Source organism: Streptomyces sp. TRM68416, assembly GCF_014596915.1.
Lineage (GTDB): Bacteria > Actinomycetota > Actinomycetes > Streptomycetales > Streptomycetaceae > Streptomyces.
In genome coordinates this window covers 57,766-71,100 of record NZ_JACVWU010000034.1, presented here as the reverse complement: position 1 = coordinate 71,100, position 13,335 = coordinate 57,766, and the positions used below count along the sequence as shown (strand labels likewise).

Annotated in this window: 12 protein-coding genes; 7 read left to right on the top strand and 5 right to left on the bottom strand. The window is 72.3% G+C overall.

Annotated features, from left to right (window positions below; translation table 11 throughout):
- The 5 genes from ICC28_RS36675 to ICC28_RS36655 all read right to left on the bottom strand — a co-directional run bounded on the left by ICC28_RS36675 (position 1) and on the right by ICC28_RS36655 (position 4,996).
- Positions 1–1,236: an ATP-grasp domain-containing protein gene (locus tag ICC28_RS36675; RefSeq protein WP_188293169.1), complete on the bottom strand. Its 1,236-nt coding sequence runs from the start codon at positions 1,234–1,236 to the stop codon at positions 1–3.
- The gene (locus ICC28_RS36670; RefSeq protein ID WP_188293168.1) at positions 1,233–2,699 is read right to left on the bottom strand and encodes an FAD/NAD(P)-binding protein; all 1,467 of its coding nucleotides are present in this window, start codon (positions 2,697–2,699) and stop codon (positions 1,233–1,235) included. Before ICC28_RS36670 ends, ICC28_RS36675 begins: the two co-directional genes overlap by 4 nt.
- Before the next feature lie 514 nt (positions 2,700–3,213).
- The gene (locus ICC28_RS36665; RefSeq protein WP_188293167.1) at positions 3,214–3,882 is read right to left on the bottom strand and encodes a class I SAM-dependent methyltransferase; all 669 of its coding nucleotides are present in this window, start codon (positions 3,880–3,882) and stop codon (positions 3,214–3,216) included.
- Positions 3,883–3,968: 86 nt separating this feature from the next.
- Entirely contained in the window at positions 3,969–4,280 is a 312-nt protein-coding gene (locus ICC28_RS36660; protein WP_188293166.1) for an AzlD domain-containing protein, read from the bottom strand.
- Entirely contained in the window at positions 4,277–4,996 is a 720-nt protein-coding gene (locus tag ICC28_RS36655; RefSeq protein ID WP_188293165.1) for an AzlC family ABC transporter permease, read from the bottom strand. The genes ICC28_RS36660 and ICC28_RS36655 overlap by 4 nt, the downstream gene beginning before the upstream one ends.
- Before the next feature lie 165 nt (positions 4,997–5,161).
- Here ICC28_RS36655 and ICC28_RS36650 point away from each other — a divergent pair, with 165 nt between their 5' ends.
- The 7 genes from ICC28_RS36650 to metF all read left to right on the top strand — a co-directional run bounded on the left by ICC28_RS36650 (position 5,162) and on the right by metF (position 13,012).
- The gene (locus ICC28_RS36650) at positions 5,162–6,130 is read left to right on the top strand and encodes a cysteine synthase family protein (RefSeq protein ID WP_188293164.1); all 969 of its coding nucleotides are present in this window, start codon (positions 5,162–5,164) and stop codon (positions 6,128–6,130) included.
- Positions 6,131–6,216: 86 nt separating this feature from the next.
- The gene (locus ICC28_RS36645) at positions 6,217–7,968 is read left to right on the top strand and encodes a hypothetical protein (RefSeq protein WP_317454162.1); all 1,752 of its coding nucleotides are present in this window, start codon (positions 6,217–6,219) and stop codon (positions 7,966–7,968) included.
- A 67-nt stretch (positions 7,969–8,035) separates the two neighbouring features.
- Positions 8,036–8,506, top strand: coding sequence for a DUF2000 domain-containing protein (locus ICC28_RS36640; protein ID WP_223190443.1), 471 nt, complete (start codon positions 8,036–8,038; stop codon positions 8,504–8,506).
- Between the two features lie 260 nt (positions 8,507–8,766).
- On the top strand, positions 8,767–9,789 hold the full coding sequence (locus tag ICC28_RS36635) for a 2,3-diaminopropionate biosynthesis protein SbnB (RefSeq protein ID WP_188293162.1): 1,023 nt from the start codon (positions 8,767–8,769) through the stop codon (positions 9,787–9,789).
- A 74-nt stretch (positions 9,790–9,863) separates the two neighbouring features.
- Positions 9,864–11,087, top strand: a complete 1,224-nt coding sequence (gene metK / locus ICC28_RS36630; RefSeq protein ID WP_188293161.1) for a methionine adenosyltransferase — start codon at positions 9,864–9,866, stop codon at positions 11,085–11,087.
- Between the two features lie 36 nt (positions 11,088–11,123).
- Positions 11,124–12,107, top strand: coding sequence for a carbohydrate kinase family protein (locus ICC28_RS36625; RefSeq protein ID WP_188293160.1), 984 nt, complete (start codon positions 11,124–11,126; stop codon positions 12,105–12,107).
- Positions 12,104–13,012, top strand: a complete 909-nt coding sequence (gene metF, locus ICC28_RS36620) for a methylenetetrahydrofolate reductase [NAD(P)H] (RefSeq protein WP_188293159.1) — start codon at positions 12,104–12,106, stop codon at positions 13,010–13,012. Before ICC28_RS36625 ends, metF begins: the two co-directional genes overlap by 4 nt.
- Positions 13,013–13,335: the final 323 nt, after the last annotated feature.

Here is a 13,335-nt window from a genome sequence, read left to right as displayed (position 1 = left end):
TCAGGCCCCGGCCTCGTCGACCTGGAAGAGGGCGCCGGAGTCCTCCAGCTCGTGCAGCACCGCGAGGCTGTGCTCGATGAGTTCGGCGTCCTCGTGCACGAAGAAGGCGATGCCGCAGGAGCCGGTGGTCAGCCGGGTGTCGCGCAGCGCGTCGGAGACCCGCGGCAGGTGGGCCACGCTGTGGAAGCCGGGCAGCCGGCGCATGGTCCGCAGACCGTCGAGGGAGGTCAGGACGCCGGGGCGGGGCGCGCGCAGGAAGACCATGGCCAGGGTGCGGGCGGGGCCGTACGGCAGGTCGAACCGGTTGTGGAAGTCGTCCGGGCGCAGGAACCGCTCGGCGACCAGGTGCGGGCTGCTGTAGCCGAAGGCGCAGTGGTAGGCGTCGGCGGAGAGGTAGGGGCCCATCAGCCGGGAGTTGACCTCGACGAGCCGGGGCCCGTCCGCGGTGAGCATGACCTCGGTGTGGGCCGCGCCGTCGCGGAAGCCGAGCGCATCGAGGCAGCGTCCGGTGTACTCCACCAGCTCCTGCTCGCGCTCGTCGGGCGTGGTCCGGCTGACGATGTGCCGCAGCACGGGGCTGCCCTCGACGCGGTCGATGCGCTCGGCGTACAGCTCGGCGAGCAGGTGCCGGCCGGCCATGCTCACCGTGTTCACGATGTACTGCGAACCCGCCAGGAACTCCTGGGCGAGCACACCCTCGTTGATCTCGCCGAGCAGATTGCGCCGCCCGGCGATCGCCCGGTAGGTGGCGAGGGCCTCGTCCTCCGTCGCGCAGATCCGGCAGCCGTCGCTGCCCGCGCTGTTGAACGGCTTGATCACCACGGGGTACGACGCCCACCGCCCGAGGAGGTCACGCAGTTCCTCCTCGCCGTGGACGACCTGGCTGCGGGCGTGGGGCAGGCCGGCCCGGGCGAGGGCCTGCTGCATCGCGTACTTGTCGCGCCGGGCCGTGCGCAGCCCGTGGTCGTGGTACGGCAGCCCGAGGCGTTCGGCCAGTTCGTCGGCGAGGGTGACGCCGAACTCGCTGCCGGCGACGACCGTGCGGACGCCCAGGGCGCGCAACTGGTCGGCGGTGGCGTCCGGGTCGCTGTGCACGACCGTTTTGACGTCGCCACGCTGTGCCCCGGCGGCCGGTGCGCGGTCCTCCGGGTAGACCTCGACGAACGTGGCTCCTTCCTCCTGCAGGGCGTCGGCGAGCTGGACGCCGCTGGAGGCCGGGATGACGAGCGCGATCACAGGGTGGTCCTTTCGGCGTACGGGGTCACTTCGCCGGTGCGGGGCCGGGCGATCTGCGCGCCGACCACGGCCGCGTGCTGGGCGGCGGCGCGCAGGTAGTTGACGATGGGGTGGCGGGCGCCGGCCGCGGAGCCCAGCACCCAGACGCGTTCGGGCCTGGCCCGGTCGGGGAGCCGGACCCGCAGGTCGGGGAGGAGTTCGGGCTGCGGTCCGTCCCCGTCGTGGCCGATGCGCAGACGGCCGGTCGCGCAGGTGAGCCGGCGCGCGCGGTAGCCGGCGGCGACGACCACGTGGTCGAAGTTCTCGGCCGAGCCGTCCGGCCAGTGCACCCGCCAGCCGGTGCCGGTGCGCCGGATCTCCCGCGGGTAGCGCGGGGCCACGCGCAGTCTGCCCGCCGTGGCGTGGGCCACGAGCAGCTTGGCGTTGCGCAGCGGGATCGCGGAAATGTACCGCGACATCAGGGTGTGGTGGCGGGTGAGGGCTCCGGCGGCGGCCCCGGGACGCCACCGCGGTATCTGCTCGTTGAGCGCGTCGATGACCTCGGCGACGATGTCCTGCCAGGGGATGCGGCCCTCCTCCGCGAGGCGGGCCTCCTCGTTCAGCTGCCGGGTGGCCGCGGGCCCTCCGGCGCGGGCGCGCAGGGCGCGGGCCGAAGGATGGCCGCGGCGGACGGCCCGTAACAGCATCCGGGTGAGGGAGTGGTCGAAGGAGGCGCTGTCGGGGTCCAGGGCGGCCCAGTCGCCGGGGCCGAAGGCGGGCTCGGCGCTGCGGCGCAGCCGGGTCCGTACGGCAGGCAGCGTGGCGGACGGCGAGGTGAGGACGGTGTGGCGGTGGCCTTCCCGGGACAGGACGAGGGCGGCGTCGACGGCCGACAGCTTGGCGCCGAGCACGAGCACCCGGGCGTCGTGCGGCAGGCGGCGCAACCGGCTCGCCGGGTAGGGCGATTCGTGCAGGCGGGGATCGCCGCGGTGGGCGCTGACCTCGGCGGGCAGCCGGGGTTCCTCGGCGCCGGCGCAGAAGACGACGTCCGTGCCGGTGACGGTGGCGCCGTCGGCCAGTTCGACCCGGTAGGTGTCGTCGTCGAGGCGGTGGATGGCGACCGCCCGTTCCCGGATGTGGGTGACCTTGGTGCCGCGGGCCAGGGCGCGGTCGCGGTACTGCCCGTAGCGGGTCCGGCAGTACTGCCCGACCAGGTAGCGGGGCACGAAGTCGTCGCGGTGGACCGGGTGTCCGTGGGCGGCGAGATAGCCGAGGAAGTCGGACCGTCCCTCGGCCAGCAGGGAGGTCACGTCCACGGAGGTGTTGCACAGCAGCGTGGGGTCGGTGGTGCCGAACGCGGTGCCGAACCCGATGGGGCCGGGCGCCACGAGGGTGATGCGTTCGATGCCGGGCGCGCCGGCCACGTGGGCCAAGGCGCTCACGGCGGTGGCACCACCGCCGATGATGACAATTCGCTTGGTCACAGGCCTATCCGTTGGTGCTCGACTGGTCCCTGGCCGGGCAGCGCGGACAGGGCGGGCAGAGGGGTCGGCCACCGCCGCCGGGCCGAGGGCCGGGGCGTTGTGCGGGGCGGCAGGCCGGGACGGGCGCTCTTCCTCGACGGCGGGGTGGTGGTCCGGTCCACCGAGCTGCGCCGGGAGGAGCCGAGGCTCCGGGATGCCGGGCGGTCACGCACGCGGGACGTGGCCGTATCGCGCCGGGCGGGGTGTCGACCGACGTGGCGCACGGGGGCGTTGACGCCCGGCCGGCCCGCTCGTGGGTGAGGGCCGGAGGGATCGGTGGCGGGGAGGCACGGCGCGCCGGGCGGGCCGTTCGGTGAGCGTCGGGAAGACCCGCGAGGCGGGCCCGAGCGTGATCCGGCGTCGCCGCGCGGGCGGGCCGGTGGGACGCGGGCGGTGACGCACGGGTGGGGCGCCCCAGGACGGGCCCTGACCGGGGATGACCGGGCAGGGCCGCCCTGGACGTGCCCGGACCGGATCAGTCCTGGGGCGTGGCGTACACGACCCAGTTGTCGTGGGTGTGCGGGTAGGGGCGGAAGTCGCCGTGCGGCGGGTCGTCCCAGGAGATCCGGCGGATCTCGTGGATCGTCCAGTCGCTGAACAGCCCGCGCATCTCGTCCTCGCTGTAGAAGCGGAACAGGGTGTCCTTGTAGGCGAAGGTGTGCGGGGCGATCTCGTCGCCTTCGCCGTAGGTGCCGTCCTCCAGGGTGAAGGCGTTGGTGACGAAGAGGCCACCGGGGGCGACGATGCGCCGGGCCTCGGCTATCAGGTGCGAGGGGTCCTGGATCTGGCCGAACACGTCGAAGCAGGTCACCGCGTCGACCGAGGCGTCGATGAGCGGCAGCTTGGTGGCGTCGGCGCGCAGCAGGAAGGAACGCTGCTTGATCACACGGCGGGCGTGGGCGAGACCGGTGGGGGCGATGTCGACGCCGAGGGCGTTGAAGCCCGCGTCGGCCAGCGCGGCGAGGTTGCGGCCGTCACCGCAGCCGAGGTCCACCACCGTGTGGGTGTTGCGCTGCTTGAGGGTGTCGATCGCCTGGGGAATGACCGGAATTGGGTCTTCTTGCCAGAGCGGACCTGCGTTCTGATCTTGGTAGGCCTTCTCCCAACCGTACTGAAGCTCGGCGTACTCCACGGTCTCTGTCATGTGACCTCCCTCGGATGACTGACACAGGTCATCGTATTGACCTTTGATGACACGTAAAGAGGTGTCTCAGGATCTGAGCCGACGCGTCATCCGCCCAGCTCGAGCCATCTCAGGAGGGCCGTCGTGGCCGCCGCGAGCACCACGACGACCAGGAACGGGGCCCGCCGCCACAGCGCCAGGGCCGCCACCGCGAGGCCGGCCGCACGCGCGTCGACGGCCAGATGACGGTCGGCGACGAAGGTCTGGGTCGCGATGAGGGCGGCGAGCAGCGCGACCGGCACCACACCGGCGACCCGCGCCACCGCGGGCCGGTCCAGCGCGCTCTCGGGGACCAGCAGGCCGGCCAGTTTCAGCGCGAGGCATCCGGCCGTCGCCAGGAGGATCCACGACCAGCTCATGAGGCACCTCCCCGCGCCGCCGCGGGCGTCGCCGTCGGCAGCAACAGGACGCTCAGCGCGGTGAGTCCGGCCAGGACGACGGGCAGCCCGGAGCCGAGCAGCGGGGACACGGCTATCGCCACCAGTGCCGCCAGGAGGAAGACGAACTGCCCCGCGCGCTCGCGCAGCCGGGGTGCCACCAGCGCCAGGAAGGCGGCGGAGCAGGCCGCGTCGAGGCCCAGTGCCTCGGGGTCGGCCAGCAGCGAACCGGACAGGGCGCCGATCAGCGTGGCGAGGTTCCAGAACAGGAACACCACGGCTCCGGTGGCCCAGTACGCGAAGCGGCCTTCCCGCGGTGTCGGCTTGGCGATCGCCATCGCGGTGCTTTCGTCGCTCAGCAGGTGGGCCGCCGGCAGCAGGGTCGCCCCGCGCGGCCGCAGGACCGGCCGCAGGCTCACGCCGTAGAAGAGGCTGCGCACCCCGAGCAGGGTCGCGGTCGCCGAGGCCGCGAGGCCCCCGCCGCCCGCCGCGAGCGTGCCGATCAGGGCGAGTTGGGCGGAACCCCCGTAGAGGGCGAGGGAGAGGAACTGGGTCTGCGCGAGGGTCAGACCGCTGGAAACGGCCAGCGCGCCGTAGGACAGTCCATAGGCTCCGACGGCCAGACCGACGCCGACGGCGTCGCGAACAAGCCTCGTTTTCTCCTTGCGTGGCAGTTGATCTTGCTCCTGGAATACCACGAGGAGCCCTCCATCGAATCGCGTCGGCCGAAGCGGCCCAGATGCTGAGACGCCTCTTTACTGTCATGGATGCTACTGATTATGACTGTCCCTTGTCATCAGGATGCTTGGCCATGACACGTGAGCGTACGGGTGACCCGTTGGCCGCATGACATGCGAGGGAAGATGAAGCACTACTTGGACCGCTTCGAGGCCCTGCTGGGCCTTACCCCGATCAAGCCCATCACGCTGGACGTCCAGGGTGAGCCGCGGACGATCCACCTGAAGCTCGAGGGTTACAACCTCACCGGCTCCATCAAGGCCCGTACCGCCTATGGCCTCGTGCGCGGTCTCGTCCGGGACGGCCGGATCCGCCCCGGTGTGCGTCTGCTGGAATCCACCTCCGGCAACCTCGGCGTCGCCCTGGCCAGCATGGCCCGCTTCCTGGACATCGGGTTCACCGCCGTGCTGGACCCGATGAGCACCGCGGAGGTCCGCAGCCGGCTGACCGACCTCGGCGCCACCATCGTCATGGTCGACGAGGTCGACGAGGCGGGCGGCTACCTGCTGTCCCGGCTGGCGAAGGTCCAGGAGATGCTCCGGGCCGACGACGGCTACGTCTGGGTGGACCAGTACAACAGCCCCGAGAACCCCGACATACACCGCCGGATGACCGGCCCGGAAATTCTCGACCAACTCCCCGCCGCACCCGACGCGCTCTTCGCGGCCGTCTCCACCGGCGGCACCTTCGCCGGAATCAGCCAGTGCTTCCGCGAACGGGCCCTGGCCACCCGTATGGTGGCCGTCGACGTCAACGGCTCCGTCGCCTACGGCGGACAGCCCGGCCGGCGCTACCTGTCCGGCATCGGCGCCAGCCGGCCGTCCTCCTTCCTCAAGGCGGGCCTGATCGACCACTACGCCTATGTGGACGTCGGCGAGGCCGCCCACTACTGCCGGACCGTCCTGAAGGAGACCGGCATCCACCTCGGCGCCTCCTCCGGCGCGGTCGTCGCGGCCTGCGTGCGCTATCTGGGTGAACACCCCGACGTACAGGACGCGTTGTGCATCTGCGCGGACGGCGGCGAGAAGTACGAGAGCACCGTCTACTCCGACAGCTGGATGACCTCGATCGGAGCGCTGCCGCGGCAGGCATGAGCCGCCGCGCCGCGCGGGGCGACACGACCGGCAGACCGGGGCAGCCGTGCCTGCCCCGGACGAGAACGACGCAGGATGGGACCGAGGTGCACACGAGTGACCTGGCCGGGCGCCTTCAGGCGCTCGAGGAGCACGCCGCGGGGCGCTCCTGGGTGGACGTGGCGGAGGTGGCCGACGTACCGGCCGCCGACCTGCGCCTGGCCGACGAGCACGACGTGATGCTGACGCTCGTGCTCGCCGCCCTGTGCGCCCGCATGGGCGGCGGCCCCTCGATCGCGCCCGTACTCGCCAAGGCCGCCGAACGGTACGTCTCCTCCTCCTTCCTGTACACCGGCCGGATCCTGCCCTGGGCCGGGGAGCTGATCGAACTCCTCGACCGCGGGGTGGACGAGCGATCCCCGGCCCTTCTCACCGAGGCGGCCGACCACCTCAGCCAGGGCTGGCCCGGCTACGCGCACTCCGGGTTCCCCGCCGCCTTCACCCGGCTCGCCCGCGAACTCGGCCTCGGCATGACGGCCGAGCAGTTCTTCGAGGTCTCGTTCGTGTCCTGGCAGCGCGGGCTGGCCGCGGCCGGCGCCGGCGACGCCGAACAGGCGCGGGCCCACTTCGAGACGTCCCTGGACCGCTACCGCGCCTACCGCTACTACGCGGACGCCGCCTGGCTCTTCACCGACCTGGTCATCGCCCATCTGCTGGCCGGCCACGAGGACCGGGCCGCCGCCACCGCCCGGGCACAGCGCGCCTACGTGGACGACATCCTCGCCACCCACCCGCTGGTCGAGGACACCGAGGACGAGGTCGGCGCCTTCCACCTAGGGGACGTGCGCAGCGGCAGCTACGGCACCTTCATCGAGTCCACCACCCTGCGCCCGGCCGCCCTCACCCACCGCGACGCGGCCCTGCTGCGGCGCTACACCCGCACCAGCGAACACCTGCTGGCGGCCTGCCGGTTCGGGGCACGACGGGAACTCGACGCGGCGCTCGACGTCTTCACCTGCGGCTGGTCCACCTTCCAGACCTCGCCGTACCCGAAGATCTTCCTGCGCCTGGCCGACCGCTACACCGACGGCCGGCACCCCTGGAACCCCCACCTCACCGCCTACGAGTGCTGGCACCGGATGCTGCGCACGTACCGGATCCGGGTCAAGCCACGTCATCTGATCGACACCGCGACCACGCTGCACGACCGGTTCACCTACGCGGGTCTGCCCACCTGCGCCGCCACCGTCCTGCTGGACGCGGCCCTCCTGCAGGCCCGGCTGCACGGCCGCAACGGCGCCGTCGAATGGGTCAGCCGCTATCTGCAGGAACTGCGTCCCGTCGTACCGGAACTGGTGCAGGCCGCCGCCCGCTACCTCCAGGTGCCGCAGGGCACCGAGTTCCCCTGGCAACTCGGCACCTACCGGGGACTGCGCCCCGCCCACCTGGCGCCCGAGTTCCCCGGCCCCGGGCTCGGCGACACACCCCTGCCGGAGGCCGACCGGTTCGAGTTCGTGCTCTACGGCCCCCTGCTCTCCCTGGAAGGCGTCACCTTGTACGACAGCACCCCGCGCCCGCTCGCCGACATCCTGCGCGCGCTCGGCGAGGAGTTCACCCGGACCCGGCCGGACGGCGGCGAGGTGCCGTTCCTGTCCGCGGCGGAACTCGCGCGGCGCGTCAACCGCACCCCGTCGGCGATCGCCCAGGCGGTGCGCCGGTTCCGGCACGTCTGCCAGGAGACGCTCCGGGAGACGGCCGAGCACGAGATCGTCCAGGACGCCGTCATCCAGGGCCGCCCCGGCTACCGCATCAACCCGGCGAAGGTCCAGCGCTTCCTCGACTACTCGCTCAGTGCCTGACACACGCAGCGCCCTACACCCACCACGTCCCGTACGTGCCGAGAAAAAGGAACCACAGGTAATGCCCATGCAGCACAACGGTCGCCTCGTCGTCGCCCCCGAAGACGTCGACACCCAGTACAAGTTCGTCGTCGCCCTCAAGGCCAAGCTGGAACCCGGCGTGGCCACCAACGCCGCCGGCCACCTCTGCCTCGGCCTGCTCGCGAAGGCGGCCACCGAACGCCCCGAACTCCTCCCGCACATGGCCTTCCTCGACTTCCCCGACGCCGACGCGGGCAGCCATGCGCCCGTCTCCGGGCTCTCGCTCGTCGTACTGGAGGGACGCCCCGCCTGGCTGCGCCGGCTGCGGGGCGAGGCGGCCGCGGCCGGGCTGCTGAGCACCGACTTCACCGCCCAGATGACCGGCGGCAGCCACCTCGACCAGCTGGAGCGGATGCGGCGGACGCCGGAGGCCGAACTCGACTACTACGGCGTGGCCCTCTTCGGCCCGCGCGACGTCGTCGACCCGCTCACCAAGAAGTTCTCCCTGCTGCGCTAGGGCCTGTCCGGCGGATCAGGTCGCAGGAAAGCGGTGGTGACTCATCGATGCCGGTGAGCGGGGCCTGGTGCGTGCAGCTGCAAGGCGGAGGAGGGCGTCGACGCGGAGCGTCGGCAACCGACGACAACGCGGCAGATGGGCGTGCCAGGCCCCGCGTCTGCGGCATGATCCGCCGGACAGGCCCTAGCCCGGCTAATTCCCTCGACCGCCGGCACACCGCACCGGCAACGCCCCGACACCACACCGACAGTGAGGAACACATGAATCACGCCGACCACAGTCTCACCATCGTTCCCGCGGCAGCGGTCGCCGAAGCGCTGCGGTCCTTGGGCACGGCGTCGAAGGAGATCGTCGAGGACATCTACGTCAAGGCGGCGCTGGGACAACTGGTCAACCCCGACAGCCTGTTCCTGCGTCCCGACGACACCCGCCGCGAGCGCATCATCGCGCTGCCCGCGTACGTCGCCGGCGAGTCCGAGGCCATGGGCGTGAAGTGGATCTCCAGCTTCCCCGAGAACCTCGGCCTCGGACTGCCCCGCGCCTCCGCGCTGATCGCGCTGAACGACCCGCGCACCGGTTTCCCCACGGCCGTCCTCGAAGGCGCCCAGATCAGCGGCCACCGCACCGCGCTGTCCGCCGCCGTCGGCGCCGAGGCGCTGCGCGCCGGCGACCGCGCACCGGCCAGGATCGCGGTCATCGGCACCGGTTACATCTCCCGCACCACCCTGGAGGTGTTCGCCGGCCTCGGCTGGAGCTGCGACCACCTGGTGGTGTTCGACGTCGACCAGGAGCGCGCCCGCGACTTCGCCGCGCGCAGCGGGCAGTTCGCGGCGGGTCTGGCCGGGGACGCGGTCGCGGCCGGTTCCCTGCGGGAGGCCGTGGAGGACGCCGACGTGGTGCTGTTCGCCACCACCGCCGTAGTGCCGCACCTGAGCGAATCCCGCTGGTTCAAGCACAACGCGGTCGTCCTGCACATGTCCCTGCGCGACCTGACGCCCGAGGCGATGGCAGGCGCCGTGCACGTCGTCGACGACGTGGCACACGCCCTGCGCGAGAAGACCTCCCTGGCCCTCGCCGTCGAGCAGGGCACCGTGGAGCGGGACGGCATCCTCCCCGTCGGCGACTTCCTGCGCGGCGCGGCCAAGCCCGACCGGGAACGGCGCGCCGTCTACTCGCCCTTCGGCCTCGGCTCCCTGGACATCGCCCTCGCCCAGCTCGTCCTGGACCGGTCGCGCGACGCGGAGGGCGTCGTGTCCGTGCCCGGCTTCGCATGCACTTCCTGACCCTCACCGTTCGGCCCTTCACCCGGCACGGCCGGCCGTCCCGCACTTCCCGACGCAACAGAGGAGAAACGGCGTTGTCCCGTCGACTGTTCACCTCGGAGTCCGTGACCGAGGGACATCCTGACAAGATCGCCGACCAGATCAGCGACACCGTCCTCGACGCGCTGCTGCGCGAGGACCCGGCCTCCCGGGTCGCCGTCGAGACCCTGATCACGACCGGCCTGGTGCACGTGGCCGGCGAGGTCACCACCCAGGCCTACGTGCCGATCGCGCAGCTGGTGCGCGAGAAGATCCTCGAGATCGGCTACGACGCCTCGGCGAAGGGCTTCGACGGCGCCTCCTGCGGCGTCTCCCTGTCGATCGGCGCGCAGTCCCCGGACATCGCGCAGGGCGTGGACACCGCCTACGAGGCCCGGTCGGAGGGCGTCGCCGGGGGAGAGGCGGACGCACTGGACCGGCAGGGCGCAGGCGACCAGGGCCTGATGTTCGGCTACGCCACCGACGAGACGCCGACGCTGATGCCGCTGCCGATCCACCTCGCGCACCGCATGTCCGAACGGCTCGCCCAGGTGCGCAAGGACGGCACCCTCCCCTACCTGCGCCCCGACGGCAAGACGCAGGTCACCATCGAGTATCTCGGCAGCCGTCCGGCCCGGCTGGACACCGTCGTCGTCTCCGCACAGCACGCCGCCGACGTCGACCTGGAGTCGCTGCTCGCACCCGACGTCCAGGAGTACGTCGTCGACGTCGTCCTCAAGCAGCTGGCCGAGGACGGCATTTCCCTCGACACCGACGGCTACCGCCTGCTGGTGAACCCCACCGGCCGTTTCGAGATCGGCGGCCCGATGGGCGACGCCAGCCTCACCGGCCGCAAGATCATCGTGGACACCTACGGCGGCATGGCCCGGCACGGCGGCGGCGCCTTCTCCGGCAAGGACCCCTCCAAGGTGGACCGTTCGGCGGCATACGCGATGCGCTGGGTCGCGAAGAACGTCGTCGCGGCGGGCCTGGCCGCGCGCTGCGAGGTACAGGTCGCGTACGCGATCGGCAAGGCCGCCCCGGTCGGGCTGTTCATCGAGACCTTCGGCACGGCGACGGTGCCCCACGCGGCCCTGGAGAAGGCCGTACGGGAAGTCTTCGACCTGCGCCCGGCCGCGATCATCCGCGACCTCGACCTGCTGCGCCCGATCTACGGCCGGACCGCCGCCTACGGCCACTTCGGCCGGGAGCTGCCCGAGTTCACCTGGGAGCGCACCGACCGCGCCGACGCCCTCCGCACGGCCGCCGGCCGGGCCTGACAACGGCCTTCGCGGCAGCCGAGAAGGGAGATCGCCGTGCGCATCGCAGTCGCCGGGTCGATAGCCACCGACCATCTGATGGTCTTCCCCGGCCGTTTCCGGGACCAGCTGATCACCGACCGGCTCGACAGGGTCTCGCTGTCCTTCCTCGCGGACCGTCTCGACGTCCGGCGCGGCGGTGTCGGCGCGAACATCGCCCTCGGGCTCGGCAGGTTCGGCCTGCGCCCCGTGCTGGTGGGCGCCGCGGGCACCGACTTCCCCGAGTACGACGCCTGGCTCACCCGGCACGGCGTCGACACCGCGTCGGTGCGGGTGAGCGACACCCTGCACACCGCGCGCTTCGTGTGCACCACCGACGCCGACCAGAACCAGATCGCCACCTTCTACGCCGGTGCCATGGCCGAGGCGAGCCGTATCGACCTCGCCGCCGCGCACCGGCGGGCGGGGCCCTTCGACCTCGTCCTTGTCGGCGCCGACGACCCCGAGGCGATGCTGCGCCACACGGCCGCCGCGCATGCCCTGGGAGTCCCGGTCGCGGCCGACCCGTCCCAGCAGCTGGCCCGCCTGGACACCGGGCAGACCCGGCGCCTGGTGGACTGCGCCCGGCTGCTGTTCACCAACGAGTACGAGCAGGCCCTCCTGCTGGAGCGGACCGGCTGGAGCCGAGCGGAGGCGCTCGGCCGGGTGGGCGCCTGGATCGTCACCCGCGGCGCCGACGGCGTCACCCTCGAGACCGCCGACGGGCACCGGCAGGACGTACCGGCCGTGCCGACGCGGGACGTCGTCGACCCGACCGGGGTGGGCGACGCCTTCCGCGCCGGTTTCCTCGCGGGCCTGGCCCGGCGTCTGCCGTACGAACGCGCGGCCCAGCTCGGCTGCGCCCTGGCCACCGTGGTCATCGAGTCCCTGGGCACGCAGGAGTACAAGCTGCTCGCCTCCGACCTGCTGGACCGGATCGGCACCGTCTACGGCCGGCGGCCCGCCGAGGAGATCGCCGCGTGTCTGACGGTGGTGTCATGACCGCCGATACCCGCACGTTCTCCTTCGAGTTCTTCCCGCCGAAGACGCAGGCCGGCGAGCGCACGCTGTGGCACGCCCTGCGCCGGGTCGAGGCGCTGCGCCCCGACTTCGTCTCCATCACCTACGGGGCCGGCGGCTCCTCCCGGGACCGCACCGTCGCCCTGACCCGGCGCATCGCGGCCGAGACGACCCTGCGCCCGGTCGCACACCTCACCGCGGTCGGGCACTCGGTCGCCGAACTGCGGCAGATCATCGGGCAGTACGCCGACGCCGGCATCCGTGACGTCCTGGCGCTGCGCGGCGACCCGCCCGGCGACCCGCTCGGCGCCTGGACACCGCATCCGCACGGCTTCACCCACGCCCGCGAACTGGTCGAGCTCATCCGCTCGCTGGGCGGCTTCACCATCGGCGTGGCCGCGTTCCCGGAACGGCACCCGCGCTCGCCGGACTGGGAGAGCGAGATCCGGCACTTCGTGGCCAAGTGCCGGGCGGGGGCCGACTACGCGATCACGCAGATGTTCTTCCACGCCGAGGACTATCTGCGCCTGCGGGACCGGGTGGCGGCCGCGGGCTGCGACACGCCGATCATCCCCGAGATCATGCCCGCCACCGACGTCCGCCAGATCAGCCGCTTCGCGGAACTCAGCGGCGCCTCTTTCCCGGAGGAACTGGCGCACCGGCTCGAAGCCGTCCGCGACCGGCCCGGCGAGGGCCACCGCATCGGCGTCGAGCACGCCACCGCCCTGGCCGAACGGCTGCTCGCCGAGGGCGCCCCCGGCCTGCACTACATCACCCTGAACAGGTCCACCGCGACGACCGAGATCCACCGCAACGTTGTGGGCTCGGCAGCGGACCGGGCGCTTCGCCGGGAGGAGGGCACCCTGGCCGACAGTCGCTGCGTCTGAGCCGCCGCGGGCCCGCACCACGGCCCCGGACGGCGGGGAAGCCGGAAAGCCGGCCCTCCCCGCCGTCCGGGGCCGCTTCGGTGTGTGGAGGCGGGGGCGCCACGGGTGCGCGGGACGGGGGTGCCACAGCCGGGACGGGTGAGTCATCCGGCATGTCTAAGATGACACCGAGATACTTGCGGGTGCCGTGGGGGAACCGGCACCCGTGGCACACTCACGCAGCAGTGGGCCGCCCGAAACATGTCTGGTCGGAGCCGGGTGGCCCTACGTGGGGCTGCTCCGGACAAGCGTCACCGACCGGTTGCCGACACCGCCTACGAGGT

What these genes read in the sequence shown, in the direction of transcription:
- ICC28_RS36665 (WP_188293167.1), bottom strand. Translation starts at nt 3,882, where the DNA reads ATGACAGAGACCGTGGAGTACGCCGAGCTTCAGTACGGTTGGGAGAAG.
- ICC28_RS36660 (WP_188293166.1), bottom strand. Translation starts at nt 4,280, where the DNA reads ATGAGCTGGTCGTGGATCCTCCTGGCGACGGCCGGATGCCTCGCGCTG.
- ICC28_RS36650 (WP_188293164.1), top strand. Translation starts at nt 5,162, where the DNA reads ATGAAGCACTACTTGGACCGCTTCGAGGCCCTGCTGGGCCTTACCCCG.
- ICC28_RS36640 (WP_223190443.1), top strand. Translation starts at nt 8,036, where the DNA reads ATGCAGCACAACGGTCGCCTCGTCGTCGCCCCCGAAGACGTCGACACC.
- ICC28_RS36635 (WP_188293162.1), top strand. Translation starts at nt 8,767, where the DNA reads ATGAATCACGCCGACCACAGTCTCACCATCGTTCCCGCGGCAGCGGTC.
- metF (WP_188293159.1), top strand. Translation starts at nt 12,104, where the DNA reads ATGACCGCCGATACCCGCACGTTCTCCTTCGAGTTCTTCCCGCCGAAG.